The organism is Thioclava sp. DLFJ5-1 (assembly GCF_002020115.1).
Taxonomy (GTDB): domain Bacteria; phylum Pseudomonadota; class Alphaproteobacteria; order Rhodobacterales; family Rhodobacteraceae; genus Thioclava; species Thioclava sediminum.
This window is the reverse complement of the sequence record NZ_MPZU01000001.1, coordinates 1,524,141-1,538,565: the sequence shown is the minus strand read 5'-3', so window position 1 is coordinate 1,538,565 and position 14,425 is coordinate 1,524,141. Positions and strand designations below refer to the sequence as shown.

The window sequence follows — 14,425 nt, the reverse complement described above, 5'->3', positions numbered from 1 at the left end:
GGATGGAGCAGCCCGGTAGCTCGTCAGGCTCATAACCTGAAGGTCGTAGGTTCAAATCCTACTCCCGCAACCAAATCCTATAGATCATATCAAACGCTTAGCCTCGCTACACGCGAGGCTTCTTGCGTTGCGACACACACAGTGAAAGCAACAGAGCGCACCAATGAAAAAGGCGGCCATCGGGCCGCCCTTTCCACTGTCCGCAAAGCTTCGGCTCGGTTCACGAGGCCAGAAGCTCTTTCAGCTTGTCGTCGATGAACTTGACGTCGTCGGGGTTGGTGCCGGGGCCGCCAGCGAAATGGCCCCAGATCGACGGAACCGGGACGAACTCGGCGTTGGGCATGTTGGCGACTTCGATCTCGCTGTCTTCGGGCGGGAAATAGAGGTCGGTCTGGCCGGGCATGACATAGGCTTTCGCCTTGATCGCGCCGAGCGCCGCTTTGTAATCGCCGTTATACAGCTCGTTCGCGCTGATATCGCCATTCTGCCAGGTCCAGGCCATCGTCAGCAGGTTGTTGGCGTCTTTCGGCAGGAAGAACCCTTCCCAGAACCCGATCAGGAAGTCTTCGAGCGAGGCGTAGCCGAGGGTCTTCAGGTCGAGCTCTTCCCGATAGAAGCTCTGTGAGAAGCCCCAGCCTGCATAGACGCGGCCAACCGCGCGGAGGCCTTTTTCGGGCTTAGAGGTGTAGCGCCCGTTTTCCCACGCGGCGTCGGCCCGCAGCGCCGCCTTCACCCCTTCGAGGAAGACATAGTTGTGGCGCGAGCATTTCGCCGACCCGCAGAACGGGGCGATCAGATCCATCATCTCGGGATACATCGCCCCCCAGTGGAATGTCTGCAGCGCGCCCATCGACCAGCCGGTCACCATGCGGATGTTCTCGATGCCGAACTTCTCGGTCACCAGACGATGCTGCGCCTTGACGTTGTCGTAGGCGGTCACGTTAGGGAAACGGTCCGCGTTATAGGGCTCCGGCGTGTTCGAGGGCGAGGTGGAGAGCCCGTTGCCGAACATGTTCGGAATGATGATGAAGTATTTCTCGGGGTCGAGCGCCATGCCGGGCCCGATCAGCCATTCGTTGTCGTAATGCTGCCCGGAATACCACGTCGGGTAGACGATCACGTTGTCCTTGGCCGCGTTCAGCTTGCCGAAGGTCTTGTAGGCGAGACGGGCGTTGGGCACGGCGAGGCCGCATTGGAACTCGAAGGTGCCAAGCTCGAAGATTTCATAATCAAGGGTCATGGTTTTTCCTCATGTCAAAGTGGAGCGACGCCCTATCTCAGGCGACGCTCCGGAAGATCGTTACGGATCAGGCGGTCGCGGTTTTCCCGCTCAACGTGGAGATCAGATAGTAAGCAACGCCGCCGACAAGTCCGGCCGAGATGGCGGTCGACAGATGGGGCAGATACCACTCGACGACGAAGGCCACCGCGGAGCCACAGGCCCAGGCGATGAAGGCCGTCCAGCGCCAGTCGCGGTCGATCTCGGAGTTCTTGCGCACGAGGAACTGATCCACGAGGATGATCGCGCCGATCGGCGGCACGAGGATCCCCAGCAGCGACAGCCACTGGATGAAGAAGGCCCAGACATTGGTGGCCGCGATGACGATGCCGATGGCACCAAGGATCACTGCGAAAAGACGCATGTGGCTGCGCAGGATGCGCGACCAGCCGGTGGCGGCGTTATAGAGGCAGTGGGCACAGACCGAACCGAGGTTCACATAGAGGAACAGGAAGGCGAGGACGCTCAGCCAGGTCATCTGCATGTTGTTCATATAGCCGAACATGTTGTCGGTGCCGAAGGGGTTGGCATCCGGAACGGCCAGGGCTGCGGTCATGATGCCGCCGACCAGCATCGCGGCGAGGTTGGCGAAGGGGAAGGCGCTGAAGGTCGCGACCCAGGAGCTTTTCGTGTCCTTGGCCCAACGGTTGAAGTCGGCGCTCACGGTGCCGGCGTCGATGAAGAGCGCGATGACCACGGTCAGGCCGACGCCCATCGACATCGTCGCGACGCCATTATTGCCCGGGTAGGACATGATCGCGTCCCAGCTGGTCGTCGAAGCCGCGTCGCCGACGACGAAGAGACCCAGAATGACGAAGAGCGGCACCGAGATCATGCCGATCAGGTGCAGGCCTTTCACGCCAACGAAGGTGACGCCGATATAAAGCGCACCGGCGATGAGTGTCATGACGACGTAGTTCAGGTCATAGGTGGAGCTGACGAGCGCGCCGGTGATGCCGGTTTGCACCGCGTACCAACCAAGTAGAAGCGTCGAGAGCAGGCCGGAGGCGAAGACATAGCCCTTGCGGCCGAAGACGATGCTGGCGAGCAGGGCGAAGTTCATCCCTTTCGTCGCGCCGAGCTGCCCGAGCAGGCCGACATAGACCAGCATGATCAGGTTGCCAATGATCATCGCCGTCAGCGCGGAGCTGAACCCCATGCCGAGCACGAGGATCGAGCCGGTCATCGCGCCGGTGATGATCATCGGGAAACCCATCCAGACCATCGTGACGGAGAACATGCTCCGCCGGGCTTTTGCCGGGACCGGTTCATGTTCGTATTCATCGCCGAGCGCGTGATCGATCTCTTCTTCAATATGTTCGAGCGCCTCTGGCTCGAGATGCTTTTCCGTCGTGGTCATGATGTTCCTCGTTGTTGGACTGTTTCTGATGTTCTTGTTTTTGCAGGCATGCGAAGGCCGGGCGCTTGCCGTGGGCAAACGCTGACGAAAGTCTCGCCGGGGCGGAGTGGATAAGGGGTCGATCAGTTCGGCAGCTTGATCCTGCCGTCGTTTGTGACCGGTTATACTGATCTCAGAGTAATTGGGCGCGTGCGCCAATCGGGTTAGGGCTCTGTGGTCTCTCCATTTGGGGCGGCAAATCGCCGGGCCGAAAACGCAAAAGCCCCTCACGAATCCATTCACATGGTTCGTAAGGGGCTTTCATTGCCAGATGCGGCGCTCTTCGTTGAACGCTACGTCAACACGATGGCGTGATTCGTTTCAATATGCAAATGTTTTGATGTAACGATGTAAGGCGCTGAAAATAATGTGGAAAAAATCTCATCGCATGATTTCAGATGCGTTTTGCAATGCGTCGAGCTTGCCGCGACGTCAGTCATTTGCTATTCGATTCGTATGTGACCGTTCCCCCGGACTCCGCATTCGCGGGAGTTCTCGTTGAAAGATATGGAACCGTATTAATGGCTTTTGACAACGAGCCGGTCGCAGTTGGCCTCCTTTTTTCCCAAACCGGTGTAACGTCGGTGATCGAGCGCACGCAGCGTCAGGCTGCGCTGCTGGCTATCGAAGAAATCAACAATGCAGGCGGTATCGATGGTCGTGAACTTCTGATCGAAGACAGCGACCCGGCTTCCGATCCGTTGCGCTTCAAGAGCGAGGCGGAGCGCCTCATCGATGTTGGCGCAAAGACCATCTTCGGCTGCTACATGTCCTCCGCGCGCAAGGCCGTCTTGCCCGTGGTCGAGCAACGCCGCGCGCTGCTGTTCTACCCCACGCTCTACGAAGGGTTCGAGTTTTCGAGCAGCTGCGTCTATTCGGGCGCTGCCCCGAACCAGAACTCGCGTTGGCTGGCGGATTATCTCACGCAGACCTATGGCGACCGGTTTGTCTTCGTCGGGTCGAACTACGTTTTCCCCTATGAATCCAATCGGATCATGCGGGATTTGCTGATGCATCGCGGGGCGAAGGTCGTCGATGAAATCTACATCCCCCTGCGCCATAACGAGGAATATATCGAGCGGGCGATCTCGCGCATCAAGGCTGCGGGGCCTGCGGTCGTATTCTCCACGGTCGTGGGCGAAGGGTCGGTCCGCTTCTACCAGGCCTATGACCGCGCGGGCTTCGATCGCAGCAAGCAGCCCATCGCCAGCCTGACCTCGGGCGAGCCCGAGCTGCTGGCGGTCGGCAAGGATGCGTCGATCGGCAACGTGACGGCCGCGCCCTATTTCAGCGTGCTCGATACCGAGGCGAACCGTCGCTTCGTCACGGCCTATGCGCGCCGGTTCGGGCCGGATCAGCCGATTTCGGCAGGGACGGAAGCCGCCTATTTCCAAGTCTATCTCTTCGCGGAAGCCGTGCGCCGGTCCGGGGCGACCGATCGCGATAGCGTCTTGCGCACCTTGCCGAATTTCAGCTTCGAGGCGCCGCAGGGCCCCGTGCAGGTCGAAGGGGACACCCATCACACGAGCCTCTGGCCCCGGGTTGCCGTCGTCGGCGAAAGCGGGGCTTTCGAGATCGTGCGCGAAGCGCAGGCACCGGTGCGGCCCGACCCTTATCTCGTTGAATATGATGAAGACTTGCAGATGACGTCTCCGCAATTCGGAGCCGGAGGGGGCGGAAGCTGATGCCCCGGCTGCGTCTCAAGGATTTGCGCGACCTCTCGGTCATCGTCGTCCACCCGCCGGACGCAGATGGCAAGGCGCTCATGGATCAGCTCAAACGCATCGGCTGCCGCGCGGAACTGATGTGGCCCCCCGCCAAGGCGCTGCCGAGCGGGACGGATGTCGTTTTCGCAGGCGTCTTCTTCGAGAGCCAGAGTGCCCTGAGCAGCATGCTGCGGAAGTCCGAGAAACCCGGTCCGACGGTGATCGGCATCGTGAATTACGAGAACCCGGCGATGATCGAACTGGTGCTCGACATCAACGCATTCGCGGTGATTTCGAAGCCCGTGCGGACCTTCGGCATGCTGACAAATCTTGTCGTCGCACGCTCCAATTGGATGCAGGCGGCGGATTTCCACGACAAGATCGGCAAGCTCGAAAAGAAGATTTCCGGCCAGAAGAAAATCTCGAAGGCGAAGTCTATCCTCATGGAAATGCACAAGATTTCCGAGAGGGAAGCCTATGGCACCATTCGCGCGCAGGCGATGGGCAAGCGGATTTCCGTAGAGGAAATGGCGGTCGCGATCATCAACGCAAACGAATTGTTGTCATCAAGACCGGATGATGTATAGTCGAATCAGATCGATGGCCAATGATGTCCATCGGTTCGGCACAGAAAGCCCGCTGAAGACACTGTAGTGTCTTCGCGGGCTTTTTTGGTTTTCAGGATGGTGCAAAGGCCGCGCCATCGCTGCGGGCGTACCAGAGCGCACGCAACCCCGCCCTCGTGGCGGCGCTGAATGGCAACGATGCCAATCGCTCCGAACACCCGGAGCCCCCTTCGCCAAAATGATCCGGACCCCCGCGGTCCGGTCACGGCACCTCACACAATCGGTCACATACCAAACGCTCGTGCACGGGAGTCCTCCCTGCGCATTTACGGCCTGAAAAATCAAAACAAAACCTCAACACGGGAGACAGAAATGAAAACGAACCGGAGAAACTTCCTAAAACACACGACCGCTTTCGGCGCCGCAGCCGCCCTCGGCCCGTCGATGATCGGGAGCCCCGCGCGCGCCTCGGGTGAAATCGAAGTGGGCGTCCTGTTCTCGCTGACCGGCGGCCTTTCGATCATCGAGAAATCGCTCGCCGATGCCACGATGATGGCGATCGACGAGATCAACGCCGCAGGCGGCGTGAACGGGATGATGATCAAGCCGATCCTCGAAGACGGCGCATCCGACCCGAAGACCTACAACGAGAAGGCCTCGAAGCTGGTAATCCGCGATCGCCTGCAGACCGTGTTCGGCTCCTACACCTCGGCGAGCCGCAAGGCCGTTCTGCCGGTCTTCGAAAAGCGCAACAGCCTCTACTTCTACCCGACCTATTACGAAGGCTTCGAGTGCTCCAAGAACGTGGTCTACACGGGCGCGGTGCCGAACCAGCAGCTGTCGAACTTCATCCCGTGGATCACCAACACGCTCGGCAAGAAGAAGTTCTTCATCGTCGGCTCGAACTACATCTACCCGCGTGAGATGGCGAAGGTGTCGAAGATCCTCATCGAGCAGAATGGCGGCGAGTGGGTCGCGGACGAATATCTCGAGCTCGGCCATTCCGAATGGGGCGCGATGGTCTCCAAGATCAAGGAAAGCGGCTGCGACGTGGTTCTGTCGAATGTCGTGGGCGACTCGGTCGTGGCCTTCTACCGCGAGTTCAAGAACCAGGGCCTGACCCACGACAAACTGCCGATCTGCGCGACCGTCACCTCGGAAATCGAGATCGCCGCGATGGGTCCGGAATTCGCCGAAGGCAGCTACACCTCCTTCCCGTATTTCCAGGCCATCGACACCGATCGCAACCGCGATTTCATCGAGCGCTACCGCAAATATGTCAACGATCCCAAAGCTGTGACGCACCACGCGCTCGAGAGCAGCTACTTCCAGGTCTATCTTTGGAAGCAGGCGGTCGAGAAGGCTGGCGACATCTCGGCGGATGCGGTGCGCGAAGGCATCAAGGGTCAGGTCTTCGAGGCCCCGAACGGCACCGTCACCGTCGATCCGGAAAACCTGCACACCTATCTCACGCCGCGCATCGCGCAGTGGGGCGCCGATGGTCAGGGCACGATCGTCAACGCCTATGACGCGCCGACCAAGCCGCTGCCCTACGTCGCTTACGGCGAGACGGCAGAGAACCTGTTCTGCACCGGCGCTGGTCTCGACACCACCAAGCTGTGACGCAAACCGGGCACCGGGCTGATGTCCGGTGCCCATCCGAGCGAGGCGGAATTCCCTATGTCTGACATCATCTTCATCGGCCTGTCCCTGTCTTCGATCCTGCTGCTGATCGCGCTTGGCCTGTCGATCACCTACGGCGCGATGGGCGTCATCAACATGGCGCATGGCGAGCTGGTCATGATCGGGGCCTATACGGCGGTGCTCGCCGGGCTCCATCTTGGGCTCAACCTGTTCTTCGCGCTGCCTCTGGCCTTCGTGACCTCCGGGCTCGTGGGGCTCGTGATCGAGCGATTGGTGATCCGAAGGCTCTACGGACGGATCATCGACACGCTGCTCGCGACATGGGGCGTGGCGATCCTGCTGCAACAGCTGATCCGCCTCGAATTCGGCCTGAGCTTCTTCGGTATCCATATCGACGGTCTCGGACCGGGGCTGCAGAACATGACGGTTCCGGCCTTCCTCACCCAGCCGCTCGACGTGGCGGGCATGACGATTCAGCCCTATCGCACATTCATCATCGTCGTGACGCTGATGCTCGCGGGTCTGACCTGGTGGCTGATGTATCGCACCCCGATGGGCGTTCAGGTGCGCGCGATCATGCGCAATCCCCAGATCGCGGCCGCCTGCGGCATCGACGTGCGCCGCGTCTCGGCGCTGACCTTCGCCTATGGCTCGGGCCTTGCCGGGATCGCCGGTGTGCTGCTCGCAGGCTTCAAGACGGTCATGCCCGAGATGGGCGCATCCGTCGTGGTCGATGGCTTCCTCGTCGTCGTGGTCGGAGGGGTCGGCAGCCTTCTCGGAACGATCCTCGCCGCGGGCATTCTCGGACAGATCAACGGCATCGTCGCCTTGGCGTCCAACGACATCATCGCCCGCGCCGTCGTCTTCGCGGTGGTCATCGCCCTGATCCTGTGGCGCCCGCGCGGCCTGTTCTCCTTCAAGTCGAGGTAAGCGATGTCCAGCGAAACGTCCTCTACACTTCCCAGCTCCACGAGCCGCCTTCAGCGTCACGCCGACTGGGCCGTCTATGCCGTCTTCATCGTGATGGTTCTCGGCGCGCCCCTGGTGATCGACGATGTGTTCTGGCTCAACCGCATCGCCAAATATCTCGTCTTCGGCATGCTCGGCATCGCGATCGCGCTGTCCTGGGGCTATGCCGGGATCCTCAATCTGGGGCAGGGGCTCTTCTTCGGCCTCGGCGCCTATATGACGGCGATGTCGCTCAAGCTGATGAGCGCCACCAGCCTCCAGCAGGGCTCCGACAAGCCGGTGCCGGACTTCATGCTCTGGAACGCAGAGCCGGGCGCCGTCACCGATCTGTGCTGCATCAACAAGGGCTCGTTCCTCTGGATCCCGTTCCAGTCGCAATGGTTCGGCATGGCGATGTCGATCGTGATCCCGCTGATCGTCGCCTTCGTGCTGTCCTCGTCGATCTTCCGGCTGCGCGTCTCGGGCGTCTATGTCGCAATCATCACGCTGGCGCTCGTGCTTCTGGTGCGGCTCTTGCTCATCGATGCGCAGCCGATCACCAACGGGTTCAACGGGCTGACCGATCTGGGCTGGCTGACCATCGGCGGGTTCGAATTCGATCCCTATATGGTCGAGACCTATTACGTCGTCGCCGTTTCGCTCACGGTCGTGCTTCTGCTGGGCCGCTGGCTGGTCTCGACCCGGGCCGGGCTGATCCTGCAATCGACGCGCGATGATCCGACCCGGGCACGCTATCTCGGCTACGACGTCGCGGCCTATCAGATCTTCTTCTTCACGATCTCGGCCGGGATCGCGGGCTTCGCGGGGCTCCTCTATGTGGTCGCCGCCGAATTCGCCTCGCCGAGCTTCATGGATATCGGCTTCTCGATCTCGATGGTCGTCTGGGCCGCGGTCGGCGGGCGCAACTCGCTGCTCGGCGCCTGTATCGGGGCGATCCTGATCAACACGGTCGAGGCCACGGTCAGCGAGACCGAAATCTTCAAGGAAGCGTGGAAGCTGATCATCGGCGGGATCTTCGTCCTCGTCGTTCTCTACCTGCCCAACGGGCTTGCGGGCATCGCGCGCGATCTTCTGGGGCGGTTTGAACGCCGCCGGAAGGGCACGCCCGCAGAGACGGCCCCGAAAGCCGCGGAATAGGAGGGACGGACATGAATGAAGCACTCACGATCGACGGGCTGACGGTGGATTTCGGCGGGTTCAAGGCCGTGGACGGGTTCACCACCGTGGTTCAGAAAGGCGAGTTGCGGGTCATCCTCGGCCCCAACGGCGCCGGGAAGACCACGCTGATGGATCTCGTCAGCGGCAAGACCGCTTCCACCCAAGGCAGCGTCCATCTCTTTGGCGAGAACATCACCAACCGCCCCGAGCACATCATCGCGCGGCACGGGATCGGGCGGAAATTCCAGATCCCGAGCGTCTTCCGCGATCTGACCGTTCGGCAGAACCTCGAAGTCGCGGCCTCGGGAGAGCCCGGTGTGTTCCGCAACCTTCGCCTGCACATGGTGGCGGAGGACCGGGCGCGGGTCGAGGACGTAATCGCGATGACGCGGTTAGAGCCGGTGCTCGATACGGTCGCGGGCGAGTTGTCCCACGGCCAGATGCAGTGGCTGGAACTGGGGATGCTGATCACGCAGCAGGCGAAGGTCATCCTTCTCGATGAACCCACCGCGGGGATGACCCATGCCGAGACCTTCCGCACCGCCGAAATCATCAACGAAATGAAGGGCAGCCACACGATCCTCGTGGTCGAGCACGACATGGCTTTCGTGCGCAAGATCGCCGAGCGCATCACGGTCATGCACATGGGCAAGCTGCTCGCGGAGGGCCCGATGGAAAAGATCGAGACCGATCCAAAGGTGCGCGAAGCCTATCTCGGTTCGGGAGGGATTCACTGATGCTTTCTCTGAGCAACCTCGACAGCTTCTACGGCCGCAGCCAGGCGTTGCACGACGTCTCGATGAGCGCGCCGAGCGGCACGATCCTCGCCGTTCTGGGCCGCAACGGCGTGGGCAAGACCACGCTTCTGCGTTCCATCCTCGGGCTGACCGACCGCCAGAGCGGCGATGTCGTGCTCGACGGGCAGAACATCTCCGCCGACGCGACCTACCGACGCGCGCGGGCGGGGATCGCCTATGTGCCGCAGGGCCGGATGATCATCCCCGATTTCACGATCCGCGAGAACATCCTGATGGGCGGTTTCGCGGCACAGGGTCCGCGCGCCATTCCCGAAATCGTCCCGAAGATCTTTCCCTATCTGATGGAAAATCTCGACCGGCCCGGCGGCGTGCTCTCGGGCGGTCAGCAACAGCAGCTTGCCATCGCCCGCGCGCTCGCAAGCGGCCCCAAGGTCCTCCTGATGGACGAGCCGACCGAGGGCATCCAGCCCAATATCGTCGAGCAGATCGAGGACATCATCATCCGCCTCAATGCCGAACTCGGACTGACGATCCTCCTTGTCGAGCAGAACGTGAAATTCGCGCGCCGCGCCGCGCAGAACTTCACGATGCTCGAGAACGGTCGCGTCGTGGCCGATGGCGCGATCGCGGATCTCACCGAGGAAACGGTCACCAAGCACATGGCGATCTGACCCCATAAACCCGCCTTCCCGGATCAACCGGAAAGGCATTCGACAACTCCACCAACAGCAGAGGTAACAACATGTATCATGGAGATATTTCGAGCAGCGCCGATACCGTGGGCGTCGCCGTCGTCAACTACAAGATGCCGCGTCTTCACACGAAGGCCGAGGTTCTCGAGAACTGCCACAAGATCGCCGACATGGTGAAAGGCATGAAGAAGGGTCTGCCGGGCATGGATCTGGTGATCTTCCCCGAATACTCGACACACGGCATCATGTATGACGAGACCGAGATGTACGAGACCGCCTCGTCGGTCCCGGGCGAAGAGACCGAAATCTTCGCCGCCGCCTGCCGCGAGGCCAATGTCTGGGGCGTGTTCTCGCTGACCGGCGAGCGCCACGAAGAGCACCCGAAGAAAGCGCCCTACAACACGCTCATCTTGATGAACAACGAGGGCGAGATCGTTCAGAAATACCGCAAGATCATGCCCTGGGTTCCGATCGAGGGCTGGTATCCGGGCAACTGCACCTATGTCTCGGAAGGCCCGAAGGGCATGAAGATGAGCCTCATCATCTGTGATGACGGCAACTACCCCGAGATCTGGCGCGACTGCGCGATGAAGGGCGCCGAGCTGATCATCCGCTGCCAGGGCTACATGTATCCGGCCAAGGACCAGCAGGTGATCATGGCCAAGGCGATGGCCTGGGCGAACAACTCCTATGTCGCGGTCGCCAATGCCGCCGGCTTCGACGGCGTCTATTCCTATTTCGGCCACTCGGCCATCGTCGGCTTCGACGGCCGCACACTGGGCGAATGCGGCGAAGAGGAATACGGCATCCAATACGGCCAGCTCTCGGTTTCGGCGATCCGCGATGCGCGCAAGAACATGCAGAGCCAGAACCACCTCTTCAAGCTCGTGCACCGTGGCTATACCGGCATGATCAATTCGGGTGACGACACCAAAGGTCTCGCCGAGTGCCCCTACGACTTCTACACCAAATGGGCGGAAGATCCGGAAGGCACGCGCGAGATGGTCGAGGCGATGACCCGCTCGACCGTCGGCACCGAGGAATGCCCGATCGACGGTATCCCCAACGAAAAGTCCGACCCCACTCACCGGTGAGGCAGGCGAGCAGGGCCGGCGGAGACATCCGCCGGCCAATCAAACGCGAGGATCTTCTATGACGATCGATCAGTACCGGCTTGAGGAAGAGCCGACCTACCACCCGAGCGGCGACGAGGTGGCCTTCTACGAATCCGCCTATGCAGCGCGGCTTCCGGTGATGCTCAAGGGGCCGACCGGCTGCGGCAAGACCCGCTTCGTCGAGCATATGGCCTGGCGTCTGGGCAAGCCGCTCATCACGGTGTCCTGCCACGAGGACATGACCGCCTCGGATCTCGTCGGGCGCTTCCTGCTCGGCCCCGAGGGCACGCATTGGCAGGACGGGCCGCTCACGATGGCGGTGCGTCACGGCGCGATCTGCTATCTCGACGAGGTGGTCGAAGCGCGTCAGGACACGACGGTGGTGATCCATTCTCTGACCGATGATCGCCGGATTTTGCCGCTCGAGAAGAAGGGCGAACTGGTCCATGCGCATCCCGATTTCCAGCTCGTGATCTCCTACAATCCCGGCTACCAGAGCGTTCTCAAAGACCTCAAGGAATCCACGAAGCAACGCTTCAGCGCGGTCGATTTCACCTACCCGATGGCCTCGGTCGAGGCTTCCATCGTGGCGTCCGAGGCGGATATCGCCGCCGACATCGCCGACAAGCTGGTGAAGATCGCCGAGAAGTCGCGGCATCTGCGCGGGCAGGGGCTCGAGGAAGGGGCGTCCACGCGGATGCTCATCCATGCCGGTCGCCTCATCAAGACGGGCATGACGCTGACCGACGCCTGCAAACATGCGATCATCGTTCCCATCACGGACGACCCGGATATGCGCGGCGCGCTCGATGCGGTCGTCGATGCCTGTGCCTGACAGCATGAATGTCGAAGCCACCCCTGACCTGCCGGGCGCGATCCGCAGCGCCTTCTCGGCGCCCGAGATAGCCGACTGGCTGCGGGCGCGCGAACGGCTTCGGGGCGCGGGATACGGGCGGACGGTCCCCCGCGCCTATGAGCGTAGCTCTCTGGCTCTTGCGCCGAAACTCGGGGCGGGGCCGACGATCGCCTTGGCAAAGCTCGTGTCCCATGTCGCGATCCGGGTCTCGCCCCGCGCGGCGGAGCGCGTCTGCACTGCGGCGGACACGGTCGCGCAGAGATACGAGCCGCAGGAATTCACCGCGTGGCTCGCGCTGATGACGCGGATCACCACGCAAGCGCCGGAGTCCGTGTATCCCTTTCTCGATAATTTGGAACGGCTTGTTGGGCGGCTCTCCGAACAGGCGCTCGAGGACTGGGTGGCGACCGGATTGCGTCTGGCGGGGCGCGATGCCGACAAGCGAAGCGCCTATTTCTCCTTGCAGACCGCCGAGGCGCAGCGCGCGCTTGAACACGAAAGCGGAGAGCAAAGCTTCTACGATCACGAGCGCCGGTTGCGGGCCTATCTCACGGCGATTTCCGGCGCGACCCCGCCGCTGCGCGTCGCGCCCACGGGCATGGGAGAGAAAGCCGCGCGGCGGGTGTCCTTCGCGGGCAATGTTATCCTCGTGCCGCCCAGCTTGCCCGGCTATCGCGGCGAGACGGAGCCCCTGTTTCGCGCCGCGCTCGCCCATATCGGGGCGCATATCAACTTCACCAAAACCCGTTTCGAAATCGGGCAGCTCAAGCCGCTTCAGATGGCGGTCGTGTCCCTGATCGAGGATGCACGGGTCGAGGAACTGGCGGCGCAGGAAATGCCCGGATTGCGCAGGCTCTGGCAAGGCTTTCACGTCGCCCAACCCGGAGGGCTGCCGACCGCGCCCAGTCTGTTCGCACGGCTGGCGCGGGCGCTGATCGATCCCGATTTCGACGATCCCGACGGATGGGTGCAAAAAGGCCGCCGGATGTTCATGGAGGCGCGCGAGCGCTGGGCCGATCCGGCGATCAGCCGCGAGATCGGCAATCTGCTGGGCAACGATCTCGGGCAGCTTCGCGTGCAGTTCAACGCAAAGGATTACGTGGTCCAGCCCGCCTATCGCGACGACAATCTCGGGCTCTGGGCGCTCGACGAGCCACCCCCGGAGGAGGCGCAGACCCTGGAGGTTCAGGTCGACACCGTGCAGCTGCGCCGCTCCGAGCCGACCCCGGGCGCGGGCAACCAGTCGCAACAGCAGGAACAGACCGAGAGCGACAAAGTCGAGAAAGTCGCCCCCGTCACCGAGGCGGCCGAAGAGGGGCGGGCGGTCGCCTCCTATCCCGAATACGACTACGAGATCGGCCGGGAACGCGCCAACTGGACGGTGGTCAAGGAATACCCTGCGACACCGGGAAGTCGCCGCTTCTGGCAGGAGTTGCAGGACGCGCAGGGGCCGCTTCTGTCGCGCATCACCGGTCTCGTGCGCTCGGCGCAGATCGGGCGCGCGCGCCGGGAGAAGCGGCAGGCGGAGGGAGAAGTTCTCGATCTCGACGCCTGTATCGAGGCGGCGACCGCCTTGCGGGCCGGAGAGTTTCCTGATCATCGCCTCTATGAGCGGCAGGCCCCGCCGACGCGTGATCTCGCGGTCAGCCTGCTGCTCGATATCTCGCAATCGACGGACGATCTCGTCCCCGGAACGCAGCACCGCATTCTGGACATGGAGCGCGATGCGACGGCGGTTCTCGCCCATGCGATGAACGAAATCGGCGATCCTTTTGCGATCAACGCCTTCTGCTCGGCCGGGCGCGAAGACGTGCGCGTCGTTGCGGTGAAGCGGTTCTCCGACGCGTTGGATGAAGAGACGGGCTCGGCGCTGTCGGGCCTGAGGCCGGGCTATTCGACGCGGCTCGGGGCCGCCCTGCGCCATGCCGGGAAGGACCTCGCGCAGGTGCCGCGGCATCGTCGCCTGCTGCTCTTGATCACCGACGGGGAGCCCTCGGATATCGACTCGCCCGATCCCGACTATCTTGTCCGCGATGCGCAGCGCGCCGTTCGCAGCCTGAGCGCGCTGGGGATCGATGTCTTCTGCGTCGGGCTCGGGCCGCGAAACAAGGAGCAGGAGGCCGCGATTTTCGGGCGCAACGGGTTCATCCAGATCGACGAGCTGAGCACGCTGCCGGACAAGCTCTTGTCGCTCTATCTCCGGCTGACCCGGTAACGGGGCGCTGACCCCGGCGCTTCTGAGAGCATATGAAAAAGGCCCGCATCGCTGCGGGCCTTTTGCAA

Annotated in this window: 12 protein-coding genes; 10 read left to right on the top strand and 2 right to left on the bottom strand. The window is 62.2% G+C overall.

Features of this window, described 5'->3' with window-relative positions; translation table 11 throughout:
* Window positions 1-220 precede the first annotated feature (220 nt).
* Both BMI86_RS07350 and BMI86_RS07345 read right to left on the bottom strand, forming a co-directional pair.
* On the bottom strand, window positions 221-1,240 hold the full coding sequence (locus tag BMI86_RS07350; RefSeq protein ID WP_078540372.1) for an alpha/beta fold hydrolase: 1,020 nt from the start codon (window positions 1,238-1,240) through the stop codon (window positions 221-223).
* A 67-nt stretch (window positions 1,241-1,307) separates the two neighbouring features.
* Complete coding sequence (locus tag BMI86_RS07345; RefSeq protein ID WP_078540371.1) at window positions 1,308-2,639, bottom strand: cytosine permease; 1,332 nt, start codon at window positions 2,637-2,639, stop codon at window positions 1,308-1,310.
* A 560-nt stretch (window positions 2,640-3,199) separates the two neighbouring features.
* Here BMI86_RS07345 and BMI86_RS07340 point away from each other — a divergent pair.
* The 10 genes from BMI86_RS07340 (at window position 3,200) to BMI86_RS07295 (ending at window position 14,357) form a co-directional block, all read left to right on the top strand.
* Window positions 3,200-4,363, top strand: coding sequence for a transporter substrate-binding domain-containing protein (locus BMI86_RS07340; protein ID WP_078522107.1), 1,164 nt, complete (start codon window positions 3,200-3,202; stop codon window positions 4,361-4,363).
* Window positions 4,363-4,971, top strand: a complete 609-nt coding sequence (locus BMI86_RS07335) for an ANTAR domain-containing protein (protein ID WP_078522106.1) — start codon at window positions 4,363-4,365, stop codon at window positions 4,969-4,971. Before BMI86_RS07340 ends, BMI86_RS07335 begins: the two co-directional genes overlap by 1 nt.
* Before the next feature lie 351 nt (window positions 4,972-5,322).
* Entirely contained in the window at window positions 5,323-6,573 is a 1,251-nt protein-coding gene (locus BMI86_RS07330; RefSeq protein WP_078522105.1) for a transporter substrate-binding protein, read from the top strand.
* Between the two features lie 57 nt (window positions 6,574-6,630).
* Window positions 6,631-7,524, top strand: a complete 894-nt coding sequence (gene urtB, locus BMI86_RS07325; RefSeq protein ID WP_078540370.1) for an urea ABC transporter permease subunit UrtB — start codon at window positions 6,631-6,633, stop codon at window positions 7,522-7,524.
* A 3-nt stretch (window positions 7,525-7,527) separates the two neighbouring features.
* Window positions 7,528-8,700, top strand: a complete 1,173-nt coding sequence (gene urtC, locus BMI86_RS07320; protein ID WP_078522103.1) for an urea ABC transporter permease subunit UrtC — start codon at window positions 7,528-7,530, stop codon at window positions 8,698-8,700.
* Between the two features lie 11 nt (window positions 8,701-8,711).
* Window positions 8,712-9,458 (top strand): urea ABC transporter ATP-binding protein UrtD, encoded by a 747-nt coding sequence (gene urtD / locus BMI86_RS07315; RefSeq protein WP_078522102.1) that lies wholly within the window; start codon window positions 8,712-8,714, stop codon window positions 9,456-9,458.
* Entirely contained in the window at window positions 9,458-10,150 is a 693-nt protein-coding gene (gene urtE, locus BMI86_RS07310) for an urea ABC transporter ATP-binding subunit UrtE (RefSeq protein WP_078540369.1), read from the top strand. The genes urtD and urtE overlap by 1 nt, the downstream gene beginning before the upstream one ends.
* A gap of 71 nt (window positions 10,151-10,221) precedes the next feature.
* Complete coding sequence (locus BMI86_RS07305; RefSeq protein WP_078540368.1) at window positions 10,222-11,265, top strand: aliphatic amidase; 1,044 nt, start codon at window positions 10,222-10,224, stop codon at window positions 11,263-11,265.
* A gap of 58 nt (window positions 11,266-11,323) precedes the next feature.
* A complete protein-coding gene (locus BMI86_RS07300; protein WP_078522099.1) occupies window positions 11,324-12,121 on the top strand; it encodes a CbbQ/NirQ/NorQ/GpvN family protein in 798 nt (265 codons plus the stop codon).
* Window positions 12,108-14,357, top strand: a complete 2,250-nt coding sequence (locus BMI86_RS07295) for a VWA domain-containing protein (RefSeq protein ID WP_078540367.1) — start codon at window positions 12,108-12,110, stop codon at window positions 14,355-14,357. The genes BMI86_RS07300 and BMI86_RS07295 overlap by 14 nt, the downstream gene beginning before the upstream one ends.
* The last annotated feature ends 68 nt before the right edge of the window (window positions 14,358-14,425 follow it).

What these genes read in the sequence shown, in the direction of transcription:
- BMI86_RS07350 (WP_078540372.1), bottom strand. Translation starts at nt 1,240, where the DNA reads ATGACCCTTGATTATGAAATCTTCGAGCTTGGCACCTTCGAGTTCCAA.
- BMI86_RS07345 (WP_078540371.1), bottom strand. Translation starts at nt 2,639, where the DNA reads ATGACCACGACGGAAAAGCATCTCGAGCCAGAGGCGCTCGAACATATT.
- BMI86_RS07340 (WP_078522107.1), top strand. Translation starts at nt 3,200, where the DNA reads ATGGCTTTTGACAACGAGCCGGTCGCAGTTGGCCTCCTTTTTTCCCAA.
- BMI86_RS07335 (WP_078522106.1), top strand. Translation starts at nt 4,363, where the DNA reads ATGCCCCGGCTGCGTCTCAAGGATTTGCGCGACCTCTCGGTCATCGTC.
- BMI86_RS07330 (WP_078522105.1), top strand. Translation starts at nt 5,323, where the DNA reads ATGAAAACGAACCGGAGAAACTTCCTAAAACACACGACCGCTTTCGGC.
- urtB (WP_078540370.1), top strand. Translation starts at nt 6,631, where the DNA reads ATGTCTGACATCATCTTCATCGGCCTGTCCCTGTCTTCGATCCTGCTG.
- urtC (WP_078522103.1), top strand. Translation starts at nt 7,528, where the DNA reads ATGTCCAGCGAAACGTCCTCTACACTTCCCAGCTCCACGAGCCGCCTT.
- urtD (WP_078522102.1), top strand. Translation starts at nt 8,712, where the DNA reads ATGAATGAAGCACTCACGATCGACGGGCTGACGGTGGATTTCGGCGGG.
- urtE (WP_078540369.1), top strand. Translation starts at nt 9,458, where the DNA reads ATGCTTTCTCTGAGCAACCTCGACAGCTTCTACGGCCGCAGCCAGGCG.
- BMI86_RS07305 (WP_078540368.1), top strand. Translation starts at nt 10,222, where the DNA reads ATGTATCATGGAGATATTTCGAGCAGCGCCGATACCGTGGGCGTCGCC.
- BMI86_RS07300 (WP_078522099.1), top strand. Translation starts at nt 11,324, where the DNA reads ATGACGATCGATCAGTACCGGCTTGAGGAAGAGCCGACCTACCACCCG.
- BMI86_RS07295 (WP_078540367.1), top strand. Translation starts at nt 12,108, where the DNA reads ATGCCTGTGCCTGACAGCATGAATGTCGAAGCCACCCCTGACCTGCCG.